The sequence below is a fragment of the Syntrophobacterales bacterium genome (assembly GCA_019429105.1).
Taxonomy (GTDB): Bacteria; Desulfobacterota; Syntrophia; order Syntrophales; family UBA5619; genus DYTH01.
In genome coordinates this window covers 29,678-42,468 of the sequence record JAHYJE010000023.1, presented here as the reverse complement: position 1 = coordinate 42,468, position 12,791 = coordinate 29,678, and the positions used below count along the sequence as shown (strand labels likewise).

The window sequence follows — 12,791 nt, the reverse complement described above, 5'->3', positions numbered from 1 at the left end:
ATGGATAATGAACGACTGCGAAGCCTTGCCGAACTCGAAGCGCGTCTCGGCTGGAATTTCACCGATAAGTCCCTCCTCAACCGGGCGCTTACCCACCGATCTTTCGCCAATGAAAACGAATCCATAGCCAATGGCGACAATGAGCGGCTGGAGTTTCTCGGAGACGCGGTATTGCAGTTGATTGTAAGCGACATGCTGATGAAAATATTCCCTACTTACACAGAGGGGCAACTCTCAAAACTCCGCGCCTCTGCCGTTAACGAACATCCGCTTGCCGAGCTGTCCCGTAAATTCACAATCGGAGAGCACCTGCTGCTGGGAAAAGGGGAAGAGGCCTCCAGGGGAAGGACAAAACCGTCGCTTTTGGCAAACGCCCTTGAATCCGTTATCGCTGCGCTTTTTCTGGACAAGGGCTTTGAATGCGCCGCCGCCTTGCTCGGCACAATCTTTGAACCCCTGCTCCGGGAGGGTGATGCCGACTCAACCTGTCTTGACTACAAGACCTCCCTCCAGGAGCGAAGCATGCTCCTCTTCAAAACAGTGCCCCGCTACAGCGTACTGTCCGAAACCGGCCCTGACCACGACAAGCTCTTTGAAATGGGCCTCTTTATCGGAGAAAGGTTCATTGCTGCGGGAAGCGGGAAAAGCAAGAAAGAGGCCGAAAAGCAAGCGGCGCGGACGGCGCTTTTAACCCTCCGGCGGAAGCAAGGGGAAACAGGCGGGTGATCATTCCGATCTTCATCATGAACGGGGGCTGCAAGCATCGCTGCATCTTCTGCAATGAAATCCTTACCGCGGGCTGCCATCCGGCCCGAATAACCGCTGATGACTTCAACGACATCATCCTCACCCATCTGGCCAAGCCCTCCCGCAAGCAGGGCCCCGTTCAGATCGCCTTTTACGGGGGTACCTTCACCGGCCTGGAGCAGGCGGAACAGGAAAGACTGCTTATGCTTGCCGCCCCTTTTTTGAGGGAAGGCAGGGTTGAAAGCATCCGGATTTCCACCCGCCCGGACGAGATCGCCCCCGATAATCTCGCTTTTTTAAAGCGGTCGGGCGTTGCTGCCGTCGAAATAGGGGTGCAGTCCTTTGACGACGCGGTTCTGCTTCAGTCCCGGCGGGGGCATACCGCGGCGGACAATATCCGGGCGATAAAACTGCTCCAGGAAGGGGATTTTACAACCGGGATTCACCTGATGGTCGGGCTTCCCGGGGACACCCCGGAGCGCTTCGCCAAAACGGTGAAAACGGCGATCGCCCTGCGTCCCGACACAGTGCGGATTCACCCGACCATTGTCCTTGCAAACACAACCCTGGCCCGGGATTTCATAAAGAAAAAATACCGGCCGCTTACTCTTTTGGAGGCAACGGAACTGTCCAAAGAGGCTCTCAAAAAGTTTACAATAGCGGGCATTCCCGTTATCCGCCTGGGCCTGCAGACAACGGGCGAGCTGGAAAAGCCGGGCGCCGTGCTCGGTGGGCCTTTTCATCCGGCCTTCCGAGCGCTTGTCGAGGCGGCAATCTTTCTTGAAATGGCCGAAGCGCTCCTCAATGTTGCCGCTGGAAGAAAAAAAGAAATCAAATTTATCGTCTCCCCGCAAGACGTCTCCAACCTCCGGGGGCTGCGGCAGGGAAACCTTGCCGCGCTGAAGGAAAACTATCGGGTAGAGAATATCCAGGTGGAGGTTGATCCCTTGCTGGCAAGGGGAACCCTGGTCATTGACGACGAGGGCAAAAAATTAAGGACGGATTTTTCGGGAAGGATTGACGAACTTTGAACGGTCGGCTGTCGTTTTTCGCCGGCGGCGCTCAGCGTTCGGGAAAATGTTTGCATAGATAGTCCCGGCGTGATATCAATACGGGCCGCTTTATTTGCGAAAGGTGGATAGGGCCGGGAGTTTTTCCTTTAAAACGGAGGCAGACTTGTTCAAATCAGGCTTCATCGGCATCATCGGACGGCCCAACGTCGGCAAATCCACCCTGCTCAATCAACTCGTAGGGGAAACAATCGCCATTGCCACCCGTAAACCCCAGACGACGCGCAACCGGATCATGGGGATAAAAAACCTTGATGAGCCGAACCCAGGGCAACTGATCTTTCTCGATACGCCCGGCATTCACAAGGCCAAGACTCCCCTGGGAAAAGCCATGGTGGAGACGGCCTCCGGAACCATCGGCGATGTCGATCTGCTTCTGCTTTTAGTCGAAGCGGGGGAGGCGCCGCGCAGTGACGACCGCTTCATCATCGAATCGCTGGCAGGTCTTACAAAACCCGTAATCCTGGTTATCAACAAGACCGACCTCATCGAAAAGCAGCGCCTTCTGCCCCTTATCGACTCCTTCAGCGCCCTTTACCAGTTTCGCGAGCTCATTCCCGTTTCCGCCTTAAAAAATGACGGAGTAGCGCACCTTGTCTCCGAGATTTGGAAACTCCTTCCCGAGGGGCCCCGCTACTTCCCCGAAGAGATGATGACAGACCGCTCCGAGCGCTTTATCGCCGCCGAAATCATCAGAGAAAAGATCACCCTTCGTCTGCATCAGGAAATACCATACGTTACCGCTGTCGTCGTTGATTCCTTCCAGGAAGACGAGGCCAAAAACATGATCCGCATCAAGGCTACGATCAATCTGGAAAAGGATTCACAAAAGGGGATCGTCATCGGCAGGGGGGGCGCGATGCTCAAGGAGATAGGCACAAAGGCGCGGCTGGAGATGGAGAGGTTCTTCGCTTCCCGGGTCTTTCTGGAACTCTTTGTCCGCGTGGCGAAAGACTGGACCAGCGACCCTCGTTTACTGAAGGAATTCGGATATATGGAAAACAAGGGACCGGGACGTCAAGAATGAAAGTTGGGTTAAAAATGCCTGAGAATAAAATGCGAGAAAAAACTCCCGATGAGCTGCTAAGGCGGGTAACGGAACTGGAAAATGAGAACGAGCGGCTGAAATCCCTGCTTCTTACCGATGAGCTGACTGGTTTGTACAACAAGCGCTTCTTTTACCTGCAACTGGAGGTGGAAACTACTCGGGCCAGACGCACCGGTCAGCCCTGCACCTTGATTGCTCTGGACCTGGACAACTTCAAGAATGTCAATGATACCTTCGGACATTATATCGGAGACCAGCTCCTGTCTCAGTTCGCCGGCATCTTGGGTAAAAGCGTCCGACCAACCGACTTTGCCTGCCGTTTCGGCGGGGACGAGTTTTTCATAATCATGCCCTCCTCCGGGCTTACCGAGGGCATCGGTGTCGCCAAACGAATCAAAAATTCTCTGAAAAGCATTGATTTCACGGCTTATACGGCGGGAGGCCAACGCGTGTCGGTCAGTGTCGGCCTTGCCATTTATAAATCGTCTCACAAGATGAGTGTTGACGCCTTTTTCCAACAAGCGGACGGCAATCTTTGCCAGGCAAAAAAAACAGGTAAAAACCATATCTTCCACGACCTCGATGCGAAAGCTGAAAACACCGCCGTCAATAATGCGGAAAGAAAAGCGCTTTTTGTGCGCTTTGCCGAAATAAACGAAATGGAAAAGCAATGAAAAAAAAGCCTCTAATCCTCTCGGTAACCAGCGGGAAGGGCGGCGTCGGCAAGACATTCACCACCCTCAATCTGGCCGCGACGCTGGCCCAGACAAAAAAGAAAATCCTTGTCGTGGATTGCGATCTGGGACTGGCCAATATTGATATTATGCTGGGAATTAACCCTCCTCATACGCTGCAGGATGTGATTTTTGGAGACAAAAACCTGCGGGATATAGTGATTCCGACAAAAGGCGGCTTCGATCTGATTCCGTCAAGTTCCGGGGTCAGGGATATGGCGCAGCTCCTTTTTGAAAAGATCGAATTGGTAAAAACGATGATCCTGGAGTTCACCGATTACGATATCATCATGCTCGACACCGGCGCCGGCATTTCCGAGGTTGTGCTGCAGTTCAATCTGCTCGCCTCCAAAAACATCGTTATCATCAACAAGGAGCTTACCTGCCTGACCGACGCCTATTCCATGATCAAGGTGATGTTTCAGGTATTTGAGCGCAAGGATTTCGGCATTATCGCCAATGCCGTAGCCAACGAAAACGAGGCGATGCGGCTTTTCAACCATATCAATTCCATCTGCAAAAAGTTTCTGGGCTTCGATCTCCATTATACCGGCCATATCCTCAACGATGAACTGGCATCCCAGTCTATCCTCACGCAGAAAATAGCCGTCCTTGCCTCCCCCCATTCCGGGATGGCAAATAATTTCAAAAAAATAGCAGAAAAGGTTCGCACTTGGTAGATCGCTTGCCCGAATTTTTTATTGATTTATATTTTTCTTGACAGTCAGACATGATATTTGTATAAACATATACAAATTGCTTGTCCTCCGCTACCGGCGTTGTTTAGTGGAAAGCCGACTTTTTTCAGTATATGCGTTTGCTATCATTAAAAACTATCTTTCCGGGACACTTCCTGCCATGAGCGACAATCGAAAAGCACCCATCTACGTCCAGCTTGCCGAAACACTGAAAGGCCGCATCCTGCAGGAGGAATACCGGGCCGGGGAGCTGCTCGCCCCCGCCCGCGATCTTGAACAGGAATTCGGGGTAAGCGCCATAACTATCCGCAAGGCGATGAGCATCCTCGTTGAGGAGGGGTATGTAGAACCGAAACAGGGCGTGGGAACAAGGGTTACCAAGCGCCCCGAGGAAATTGTGGAACTTAAATTGTCCGGCAATTTTTGGAACTGGGCCGATTCCGCGCTGACCGGAAATTTGCAGACGGAGACGGAGGTGCTGGAGCTTGCCACCGTTCCCTGTCCCCACAGGATAGCCGAGTTGCTCCACGCAAAAGGCAGTGCCCCGATATGGCGCATGAAGCGGATCAGAAAGTTAAATGGACATCCTGCCTCGTTTATCGTCAACTACGCTCTTCCCGAGCTGATGTCCGGCGTCAATAAGGAAATGTTCTTAAAACAGCCCTTTCTCACCGTCTTTCGCGATCATTGCGGCGTTCAGTTGGCCAGCGTCGAACAAATGGTGCGCGCAACCGTCGCCGACATCGATACCTCCGCAAAACTGGGAATAGGTTTCGGAGAGGCGCTGTTCCTTGTTGAAAATACCTACATGGACATCTCCCAAGCGCCGGTCGAAGTCTCCTGCATCCATTTTCGCGGCGACCTGTACGTCTATAAAACGAAAATATCTTTTTAGAGGAGGCAATTGCAAAACTCTCACATTCTGCCATTCCCGCAATGGTTTTAAGCGGGAAAACGAAGTTTAATGTTCATAATCTGGTTCTAACTGCTTGAAAAACCGTATTCCCGATAGAAGCATTGTGTATATTAAGCTCCGCTTTCGGGAATGACAAATAGTTTTGCAATTGGCTCAGAGGGGAGATTTAAATGAAATCGTCAGAATCCGGAAAGATACATATTCGCGAGGTCGCGCCCCGCGACGGTTTCCAGTCCTGGCCGGAATTCGTCCCGACCGAAAAAAAAATCGCCATCATCCGCCAGTTGCTCGAAGCGGGGATAACAGAGATGGAAACCACCTCCTTTGTGAGCCCCAAGGCGATACCCCAGATGCGCGACGCGGCGGAAGTTATGGCGGGACTCCCCAAAAACGGATGCATCCACAGCCCGCTCGTCCCGAACCTCAAGGGGGCCCAGCTCGCGCTCGACCACGGCGCGGACAAGCTGGTAGTGGTGATTTCCACAACTGATGCCCATAATCTGGCAAACGTGCGCCGGACCGTGGCCGAGTCGGTGACGGATTTGCAGGCAATCTTTACGCTTGCCCGGGAGCGGAACAAACCGGTGATGGGCGCCCTGGCCGTCGCCTTCGGCTGTCCGTACCAGGGCGATGTGTCGGATGAAGAGGTTTATCGCCTCGCCGACGCCTATATCAATGGCGGCGCAGCCTCGGTAATTCTTGCCGATACGACGGGAATGGCGACGCCGGCCAGAATCATCAGAATGATAAAGGGCTTCACGGGCCGCTTCCCCCAAATCCCCTACTCTCTCCATCTGCACAACAACCGGGGCACCGCGATGGCCAATCTCTACGTAGCGCTCGAAGCGGGCGCCGACACATTCGACACGGCTCTGGGCGGGATCGGCGGCTGCCCGAACGTTCCGCTGGCCGCCGGCAACCTTCCCACGGAGGATGTGGTTTTCATGCTGGAAGACATGGGGTATGATACCGGCATCGATCTGCGGAAAATTATCGAAGCCGCACGGCAGCTTGAGTCAATTCTCGGCAGAACGCTGCCCGGGCAGGTAATGAAAAGCGGCCCCCGCGATCCTCTGCTGGCGGCAGGAATCTGCGGGATAACCCATTGATTTTAAAGAACAGGAGTTGCCATCCATGCCGCTTACAGGATTGAAGGTTCTTGATTTGACCAGGGTCGTCTCAGGCCCCTTCTGCACAATGCTCTTGGCCGATCTGGGGGCGGACGTTATCAAAATAGAGGCGCCTGAAGGCGATCCGTCCCGCGTTACCGGGATCATGGGCAAGGGCGAAAATCCCTATTTCGTAAACCTCAACCGAAATAAAAGAGCCATTACGGTTGACATGAAAAAACCGGAAGGCAAGGAAATCATTCGGCGCCTCGCCGAAAAAGCTGATATCGTTGTGGAAAATTTCCGGCCGGGGGTGATGGACCGCCTTGGCCTCGGGTACAACGAATTGAGCGCGCTGAACCCCTCCTTGATCTGCGCCGCAATCAGCGGCTTCGGCAAATCGGGCCCCTACAAGGATCGCCCCGCCTTCGATTTCATCGCCCAGGCGATGTCGGGCTTTATGAGCCTCAACGGCAACGAACAGATGCCGCCGCTCCGGGTCGGAGTCCCCATCAGCGACACGATAGCCGGGCTCTATGCGGCGTTCGGAATATTGGCCGCCCTGCGGGAGCGGGAGAAGAGCGGACGGGGCCAGGAAATCCAGACCGCGATGGTGGACGGGTTGATCAGCATGTTCACTTTTGCTTCTTCCGCCTATTTCGCGACCGGGGAGCTTCCGCCCCGCAACGGCAATGATCACATGGTTGTCTCTCCGTACGGACTTTTCGATGCCGCTGACGGTCCCGTCGCCATCGCTCCCAGCGCTGAAAAAAACTGGCGTCAGCTCTGCACCGTTCTGAAACGGGACGATCTCCCCGCCGACCCGCGTTTCGACACCCAGCAGAAACGCCGTCAGAACAGAAGTGAAATAAATGAAATAATTCAGGGAATAATAGAGACCAAAAAACGGGACGAGTGGATCGACCTGCTCAACCAGGCCGGGGTGCCCTGCGGTCCAGTGAACAATCTGAAACAGGTTTTTTCCGATCCCCAGGTGCTCCATCAGGAGATGGCGATCGAGTCGGCTCAACCCGGCGGGCCGGTCAAGATGCCGGGATTTCCAGTCAAGTTCTCCAGGACGTCCGCCCGACTGCATAAACCGTCGCCCCAGATCGGCGAGCATACCGTTTCGGTATTGCGTGAACTGGGCTATCGGGAAGCAGAAATAGACGCTTTGCTCGAGGCAGGCGCTGTCTTTGCCGCTCCTGGCGCCACTGAAAACTGACAGCAGGGACAGACGACTTACATAAGGATAAATTCAGGAACAGGAGGCATTGGAGCATGAAAAGGAAGAAATTACGCGATCTTCTCCAGAAACCGGGCCTTGTGCGCGCCCCTGGCGCTTTCGACGCCTGGTCCGCGCGCCTGGTGGAAAAGGCGGGTTTTTCCGCCGTCTATATGACCGGCTATGGCGCCGCTGCAAGCGTTCTTGGCCAGCCCGACATTGGTCTGATGACGATGTCGGAGGTGGTCAGTCAAGCAGGGAATATGGCTTCCGCCGTTGCTATCCCGTTTATCGCCGATGGAGATACCGGCTACGGCGGGGTTTTGAACGTAATACGGACTGTGCAAGAGTTCGAAAAAGCGGGCGTCGCCGGTCTGCAACTGGAGGATCAGGTTTTTCCGAAGCGCTGCGGACACATGGAAGGAAAACAGCTCATCCCCCGGGAAGAAATGGCGGCAAAGATACGGGCCGCCGTTTATGCCAGGCAGTCCGAAGATTTCGTCATTGTCGCCCGCACCGATGCCCGGGCGGTAACCAACCTGAAGGACGCACTCGCCCGAGCGGTTGCCTATGCCGAGGCCGGCGCGGATGTGCTCTTCGTCGAAGCGCCGCAGACGCTAGCGGAGATGAAGGAGATCGCCCGCGAGCTGCGGCTGCCGCTTATCGCCAACATGGTCGAAAAGGGGAAGACGCCTTTTCTTTCCGCGGAGGAACTGGAGCAAATCGGCTTCAAGATCGCGATCTATCCGGTTTCAACCCTGTACGCGGCAACCAGGGCAATGATGAAGGTCTTGACCCATTTGCGGGAGAAAGGCTCCACGGAGGATTGTCTTGAAGACCTCGTCAGCTTTGAAGAGTTCAACAACCTTATAGGCGTAGGCGAGATGCGCGCCCTGGAAAAGAAATTCTCGTAATCAGCGCGCAATGGAAATATAATTGCGCCTGAAAGATAACTTGAACATTCAGCGACAGCAATTCGCGCATTACTTGTTTTTTTGCCAAAGAAGGAATTTAAGGCGGTTCTTGTCAAGTCAGAATTAACCAGGCGGGCAAACGCAAAAAACGGGGATGACCATCCCCCCGCAATCATTCTTTAAACCAGCATCGCAGCCGCCGGCGCCCAACGGTGAATTTGATGCATAATTCCACCACAGGATAAGGAGACAAAACATGAGCGGAAAAACGACCTTTTCAATCGCCGTCCTTCCCGGCGACGGGACCGGCCCGGAGGTGATCCGGGAGGCTCTGAAAGCCCTGGAAGCGGCCGGGAGCCGCGATCAGCTCCACTTCGATCTGCACCACTACGATCTCGGCGGCGAGCGGTTTCTCAAGACAGGCGAAATCCTTCCGGAAAGCGTTCTTGCGGAAATTGCCAAGATGGACGCGATTATGCTCGGGGCAATCGGTCACCCGAACGTGAAGCCGGGCATCCTGGAAAAGGGTCTCCTTTTGGAGCTGCGCTTCCGGCTGGATCAGTACATCAACCTCCGACCGGTTACCCTCTATGACGGCGTGGAAACGCCGTTGAAAAACAAGGGCCCCAAAGAGATAGACTTTGCCGTCGTCCGGGAAAACACGGAGGGAATGTACACCGGCGGGGGAGGATTTCTAAGAAAAGGGACTAAAGAGGAGGTGGCAATCCAAGAATCGATCAACACCCGCTACGGCGTCGAGCGCTGTATTCGCTATGCCTTCGAATACTGTAGAAAACGCGGCAAACGCAAGAAACTGACGCTCTGCGGTAAAACGAACGTTTTGACCTATGCGTCTGATCTCTGGGAACGGACATTTCATCTGGTGGCAGCAGAATATCCCGATATAACAATAGATTACGCTCATGTTGACGCGGTTTCCATGTGGATGATCAAAAACCCGGAATGGTTCGACGTAATCGTCACCGACAATCTGTTCGGCGACATCATCACCGACATCGGCGCGATGATCCAGGGTGGGCTGGGAATCGCCGCCGGCGGCAACATCAACCCCGCCGGGGTTTCGATGTTTGAGCCCATCGGCGGTTCGGCGCCCAAATATGCCGGGCAAAACGTGATCAATCCGCTGGCCGCGATCATGGCGGCCTCCATGATGCTCGAACATCTGGGACAATCCGCCACGGCAGTGCGCATCGAAACTGCGGTAAAAAAAGCGCTCATCCAGGACATCCGCAGCCTCGCTTCCGGCAGCATGGGAATGGGGACAAGGGAAGCAGGCGACCTGATTGCCGAATACATTGCCCAAGAATGAACGGGCATCGAAACAATTACATAAGCGACGGCAGCCAGGTGCTCATCGCCGGGAAGGCGATCGTTAAAATAAGGAAAGAAACGAGGATGATGATAAAGGGCGTTATGCCCCGGATCACCTCCGCCATGCGGATTTCCGGGGCAAGCCCGCTGATGACGTAGAGGTTCATCCCGACGGGCGGCGTCACCAGCGCCATCTCCATGTTGACCGTAAGCACGATCGCGTACCAGATCGGGTCGATCCCCAGCGTATGGATGATCGGAACAACCAGCGGCATCGTCAGCAGAATAATAGAGACGGTCTCCAGGATGCACCCCAGAAGAAGCATCAGAATATTCATCGCCACCACGAACATGAGCGGGGAAAGCTTCCACTGAATAATCAGTTCCGTGAGCTGCTGGGGAATCTCCAGGAGCGTCATCACCCTGCCGAACAGCATCGCCCCGGTGATGATCATCGCAATCATGCACGAAGTGGCTGCCGATTTGAGGCCAATCTGGGGAATATCGCGTAAGCGAATGGTGCGATAAATGAACAGCGTGATGAAGAGGCTGTAAACCAGTCCGGCAGCGGCGGCCTCGGTAGGCGTAAAAACACCGCTGTAAATGCCGCCCAGAATGATAACCGGCAGCATGATGCCCCAGAGGTTCTTTCTCGTCACCCGCAGCCGATCCGGCCAGGACGCTGGCTCAAGACGCTGATAACCTCCCCTGACGCTGCGAAAGGCCGCGTACAGAACCAGGATAGTCGTCAGGACAACCCCGGGAATGACTCCGGCCATGAAGAGCCTGCCTACGGACTCCTCGGCCACCTCGCCGTATATGATTAGCGGAATACTGGGCGGGATGAGGATCCCCAGCGTACCGCCGGTTCCCAATAGTCCCAGCGTAAATTTCTTGTCATATCCCCGCGCCAGCATCGCCGGATACGCCACCATTCCGATCGTCGCGGCCGAGGCAGCCCCGGAGCCGGTGATCGCCGCAAAAAACGCGCAGGCAATAACGGTCGCGATCGCGAGCCCTCCCGGCAGATGGCGGACCCACACATTGACGGTATCGAAGAGGTCATCCCCGATCCGGCCGTCGAGCAGCACCTGGCTCATCATGACAAACAGGGGAATGGCCAAAAGAACGAAGCTGTCCAACGAGCCGAAAACGGTGCTGCCGATAATCTTCAGCGGCAGGTCGTAAAAAAAAAGCAGCAGCACCGAGGCCGAGCCGAGGGAAAAGGCCACCGGCAATCCGGCAAAAAGCAGAATTAAAATGAGGGCAAGGATAATGAGAAATGTTATCATCTGACTGCCCCCCTGTTTCCGATGGCGCGCAATTCCATTAACCTACCCAGAACGATTATGATAAATTGCAGGGTAAGCAGCACAAAACCGATCAGCAGGGCCGACTGAGGCATCCACAGAGGCACCCGCAGCGGGGTGGCCGACAGCTTTCCGTATTTAATCGACATGGCCAGCATCTGCCAGGCCTGCTGCGCAACGATCAGGCAATACAAGGCGCCGACAATGCCGGTCGCCCCCTCCGCAATCAGCCTTTTTCTGACGCGCATTCTCTCCAAGAGTAAATCTACCCGCACGTGCTTCCCGGTCTGAAGCGTATAGGACGAAGCCGCGAGCATCGTCCACATGAACAGGTAGATGGAAACCTCCTGTGTCCAGATCGTCGGCGCGTTAAAAATATAGCGGCAGACAACCTCGTAAGCCAGAATCAGTCCCATGAAAAGGATCCCCATCCCGCTGATGATTCCTAAATAGAGGTTGCTTTTTTCAATGATCGCCCGTATTTTCTCCATCATGGCACGCCCTTTCACTTTTCCCGGAGACAGGGAAAATCAGCCGCAGCGTCTTTAGCGCTTTTGAGGGACGGTGCGGCGGCAAGCGCGCACCGCACCGTCCCTCTTAATTATTTCATGCCCAGCGCAATATCCATCAGTTTTTTGGCCAAAGCGCCCGTCTTGGCGGCAAAGTTCTTGCGTACCGGCTCGGTCGCCGCGATAAACAGCTTGCGGTTTGCCGGCGTCAGCGTCTGAATCGTCACCCCCGCCTTTACAAGCGTCTCCCTGGCCTTTTTTTCCGAATCGGCGATCGCCCCGCGGATCCAGGCGGCGGCGTAGTCCCCTGCCTTCAACACAGCTTCCTGCTGATCCTTTGGCAGCTTCTGCCAGTTTTTGAGGTTCGCCTGCACGGCAAATTGCGCCGTCGTATAGTTTGCCTCCGTCATGTACTTCTGCACTTCCATAAGCTTGCGGGAAACCGCGGCCGGCATTCCGGTTGTCGCCCCGTCAACCGTTCCCCGCTGGAGCGCCATATACATCTCCGAGGAACTCATGACCGTAGGCGCCGAGCCCAGCGCCCGGAGCGTCTCGGCATCGCCGCTGCTGAAGGATCTCATCTTCAGTCCCTTGAAATCGGCGGGGGTTGTTAGAGGACGTTTGTTGTTGAAAAACTGGATGTAGCCATAATCAACCCAAAACAAGGTTTTAACGGCCTTTTTCTGGAACTCCGCGTCGAGCAGCTCCCCTGCCCCTCCCTCGATGAATTGCTTCGTTGAAGAAAAATCCTTAAAAATAAACGGCATCTCAAAGACATCGGCCGCGGGAATCATCCCCGACCATTTGTTGATGGGAACAAGCCCGGAATCGACCAGCCCTTCCTGAAGCGCCTCGACAATCTCTGTATCCTTGAAAAGCTGGGCGGAATCAAACACCTTCACCTCAACCGCACCTTTGGAATACTCCTTTACCTTTTCGGCAAATACCGCCAGCCCCTTCGAAATGTGGTGGGAAGGCGGCAACTGATTCGACAGCCTTATTTCCGTCTTCGCCCACAATGCCGCCGGCCCGCATATTGCCTGGGCCGCCACAAATACCGCGGCTGCAAACAAAACCTTTCCCCAACTATGCTTCTTCATTCGTCGATCCTCCTTTTTCAGTAAAATTCATGGCCCTTGAGATTAACTTCGCCGTTCCAGATACGCGCGGTAAACGCAT

At 54.7% G+C, this 12,791-nt stretch carries 13 protein-coding genes; 10 read left to right on the top strand and 3 right to left on the bottom strand.

The window, feature by feature from the left end:
* From rnc to K0B01_09290, 10 genes are all read left to right on the top strand, one after another.
* Nucleotides 1-726: a ribonuclease III gene (rnc, locus tag K0B01_09335; protein MBW6486337.1), complete on the top strand. Its 726-nt coding sequence runs from the start codon at nucleotides 1-3 to the stop codon at nucleotides 724-726.
* Nucleotides 723-1,778, top strand: coding sequence for a radical SAM protein (locus tag K0B01_09330; GenBank protein MBW6486336.1), 1,056 nt, complete (start codon nucleotides 723-725; stop codon nucleotides 1,776-1,778). Before rnc ends, K0B01_09330 begins: the two co-directional genes overlap by 4 nt.
* Nucleotides 1,779-1,881: 103 nt before the next feature.
* Complete coding sequence (gene era, locus K0B01_09325) at nucleotides 1,882-2,844, top strand: GTPase Era (protein ID MBW6486335.1); 963 nt, start codon at nucleotides 1,882-1,884, stop codon at nucleotides 2,842-2,844.
* Between the two features lie 29 nt (nucleotides 2,845-2,873).
* Nucleotides 2,874-3,539: a GGDEF domain-containing protein gene (locus K0B01_09320; GenBank protein ID MBW6486334.1), complete on the top strand. Its 666-nt coding sequence runs from the start codon at nucleotides 2,874-2,876 to the stop codon at nucleotides 3,537-3,539.
* Complete coding sequence (locus K0B01_09315; GenBank protein ID MBW6486333.1) at nucleotides 3,536-4,279, top strand: AAA family ATPase; 744 nt, start codon at nucleotides 3,536-3,538, stop codon at nucleotides 4,277-4,279. Before K0B01_09320 ends, K0B01_09315 begins: the two co-directional genes overlap by 4 nt.
* 178 nt (nucleotides 4,280-4,457) lie before the next feature.
* Nucleotides 4,458-5,192 (top strand): GntR family transcriptional regulator, encoded by a 735-nt coding sequence (locus K0B01_09310; GenBank protein MBW6486332.1) that lies wholly within the window; start codon nucleotides 4,458-4,460, stop codon nucleotides 5,190-5,192.
* A 191-nt stretch (nucleotides 5,193-5,383) separates the two neighbouring features.
* Nucleotides 5,384-6,322: a hydroxymethylglutaryl-CoA lyase gene (locus tag K0B01_09305; GenBank protein MBW6486331.1), complete on the top strand. Its 939-nt coding sequence runs from the start codon at nucleotides 5,384-5,386 to the stop codon at nucleotides 6,320-6,322.
* A 25-nt stretch (nucleotides 6,323-6,347) separates the two neighbouring features.
* A complete protein-coding gene (locus K0B01_09300; GenBank protein MBW6486330.1) occupies nucleotides 6,348-7,547 on the top strand; it encodes a CoA transferase in 1,200 nt (399 codons plus the stop codon).
* A gap of 56 nt (nucleotides 7,548-7,603) precedes the next feature.
* Nucleotides 7,604-8,461 (top strand): isocitrate lyase/PEP mutase family protein, encoded by an 858-nt coding sequence (locus K0B01_09295; protein ID MBW6486329.1) that lies wholly within the window; start codon nucleotides 7,604-7,606, stop codon nucleotides 8,459-8,461.
* Between the two features lie 256 nt (nucleotides 8,462-8,717).
* A complete protein-coding gene (locus tag K0B01_09290; protein ID MBW6486328.1) occupies nucleotides 8,718-9,791 on the top strand; it encodes a 3-isopropylmalate dehydrogenase in 1,074 nt (357 codons plus the stop codon).
* A gap of 16 nt (nucleotides 9,792-9,807) precedes the next feature.
* On the opposite strand, the gene K0B01_09285 is transcribed toward K0B01_09290, so the two are convergent.
* The 3 genes from K0B01_09285 to K0B01_09275 all read right to left on the bottom strand — a co-directional run bounded on the left by K0B01_09285 (nucleotide 9,808) and on the right by K0B01_09275 (nucleotide 12,712).
* Nucleotides 9,808-11,085, bottom strand: a complete 1,278-nt coding sequence (locus tag K0B01_09285; protein MBW6486327.1) for a TRAP transporter large permease — start codon at nucleotides 11,083-11,085, stop codon at nucleotides 9,808-9,810.
* On the bottom strand, nucleotides 11,082-11,597 hold the full coding sequence (locus tag K0B01_09280; GenBank protein MBW6486326.1) for a TRAP transporter small permease: 516 nt from the start codon (nucleotides 11,595-11,597) through the stop codon (nucleotides 11,082-11,084). Before K0B01_09280 ends, K0B01_09285 begins: the two co-directional genes overlap by 4 nt.
* A 107-nt stretch (nucleotides 11,598-11,704) precedes the next feature.
* Nucleotides 11,705-12,712 carry a DctP family TRAP transporter solute-binding subunit gene (locus K0B01_09275; protein MBW6486325.1) on the bottom strand — a complete coding sequence of 336 codons (1,008 nt, stop codon included), beginning with the start codon at nucleotides 12,710-12,712 and terminating at the stop codon, nucleotides 11,705-11,707.
* Nucleotides 12,713-12,791 lie beyond the last annotated feature (79 nt).

Bases quoted from the DNA above. Each gene is read 5' to 3' on its own strand.
- rnc (MBW6486337.1), top strand. From the start codon at position 1: ATGGATAATGAACGACTGCGAAGCCTTGCCGAACTCGAAGCGCGTCTC.
- K0B01_09320 (MBW6486334.1), top strand. From the start codon at position 2,874: ATGCGAGAAAAAACTCCCGATGAGCTGCTAAGGCGGGTAACGGAACTG.
- K0B01_09315 (MBW6486333.1), top strand. From the start codon at position 3,536: ATGAAAAAAAAGCCTCTAATCCTCTCGGTAACCAGCGGGAAGGGCGGC.
- K0B01_09310 (MBW6486332.1), top strand. From the start codon at position 4,458: ATGAGCGACAATCGAAAAGCACCCATCTACGTCCAGCTTGCCGAAACA.
- K0B01_09305 (MBW6486331.1), top strand. From the start codon at position 5,384: ATGAAATCGTCAGAATCCGGAAAGATACATATTCGCGAGGTCGCGCCC.
- K0B01_09300 (MBW6486330.1), top strand. From the start codon at position 6,348: ATGCCGCTTACAGGATTGAAGGTTCTTGATTTGACCAGGGTCGTCTCA.
- K0B01_09295 (MBW6486329.1), top strand. From the start codon at position 7,604: ATGAAAAGGAAGAAATTACGCGATCTTCTCCAGAAACCGGGCCTTGTG.
- K0B01_09290 (MBW6486328.1), top strand. From the start codon at position 8,718: ATGAGCGGAAAAACGACCTTTTCAATCGCCGTCCTTCCCGGCGACGGG.
- K0B01_09285 (MBW6486327.1), bottom strand. From the start codon at position 11,085: ATGATAACATTTCTCATTATCCTTGCCCTCATTTTAATTCTGCTTTTT.
- K0B01_09280 (MBW6486326.1), bottom strand. From the start codon at position 11,597: ATGATGGAGAAAATACGGGCGATCATTGAAAAAAGCAACCTCTATTTA.
- K0B01_09275 (MBW6486325.1), bottom strand. From the start codon at position 12,712: ATGAAGAAGCATAGTTGGGGAAAGGTTTTGTTTGCAGCCGCGGTATTT.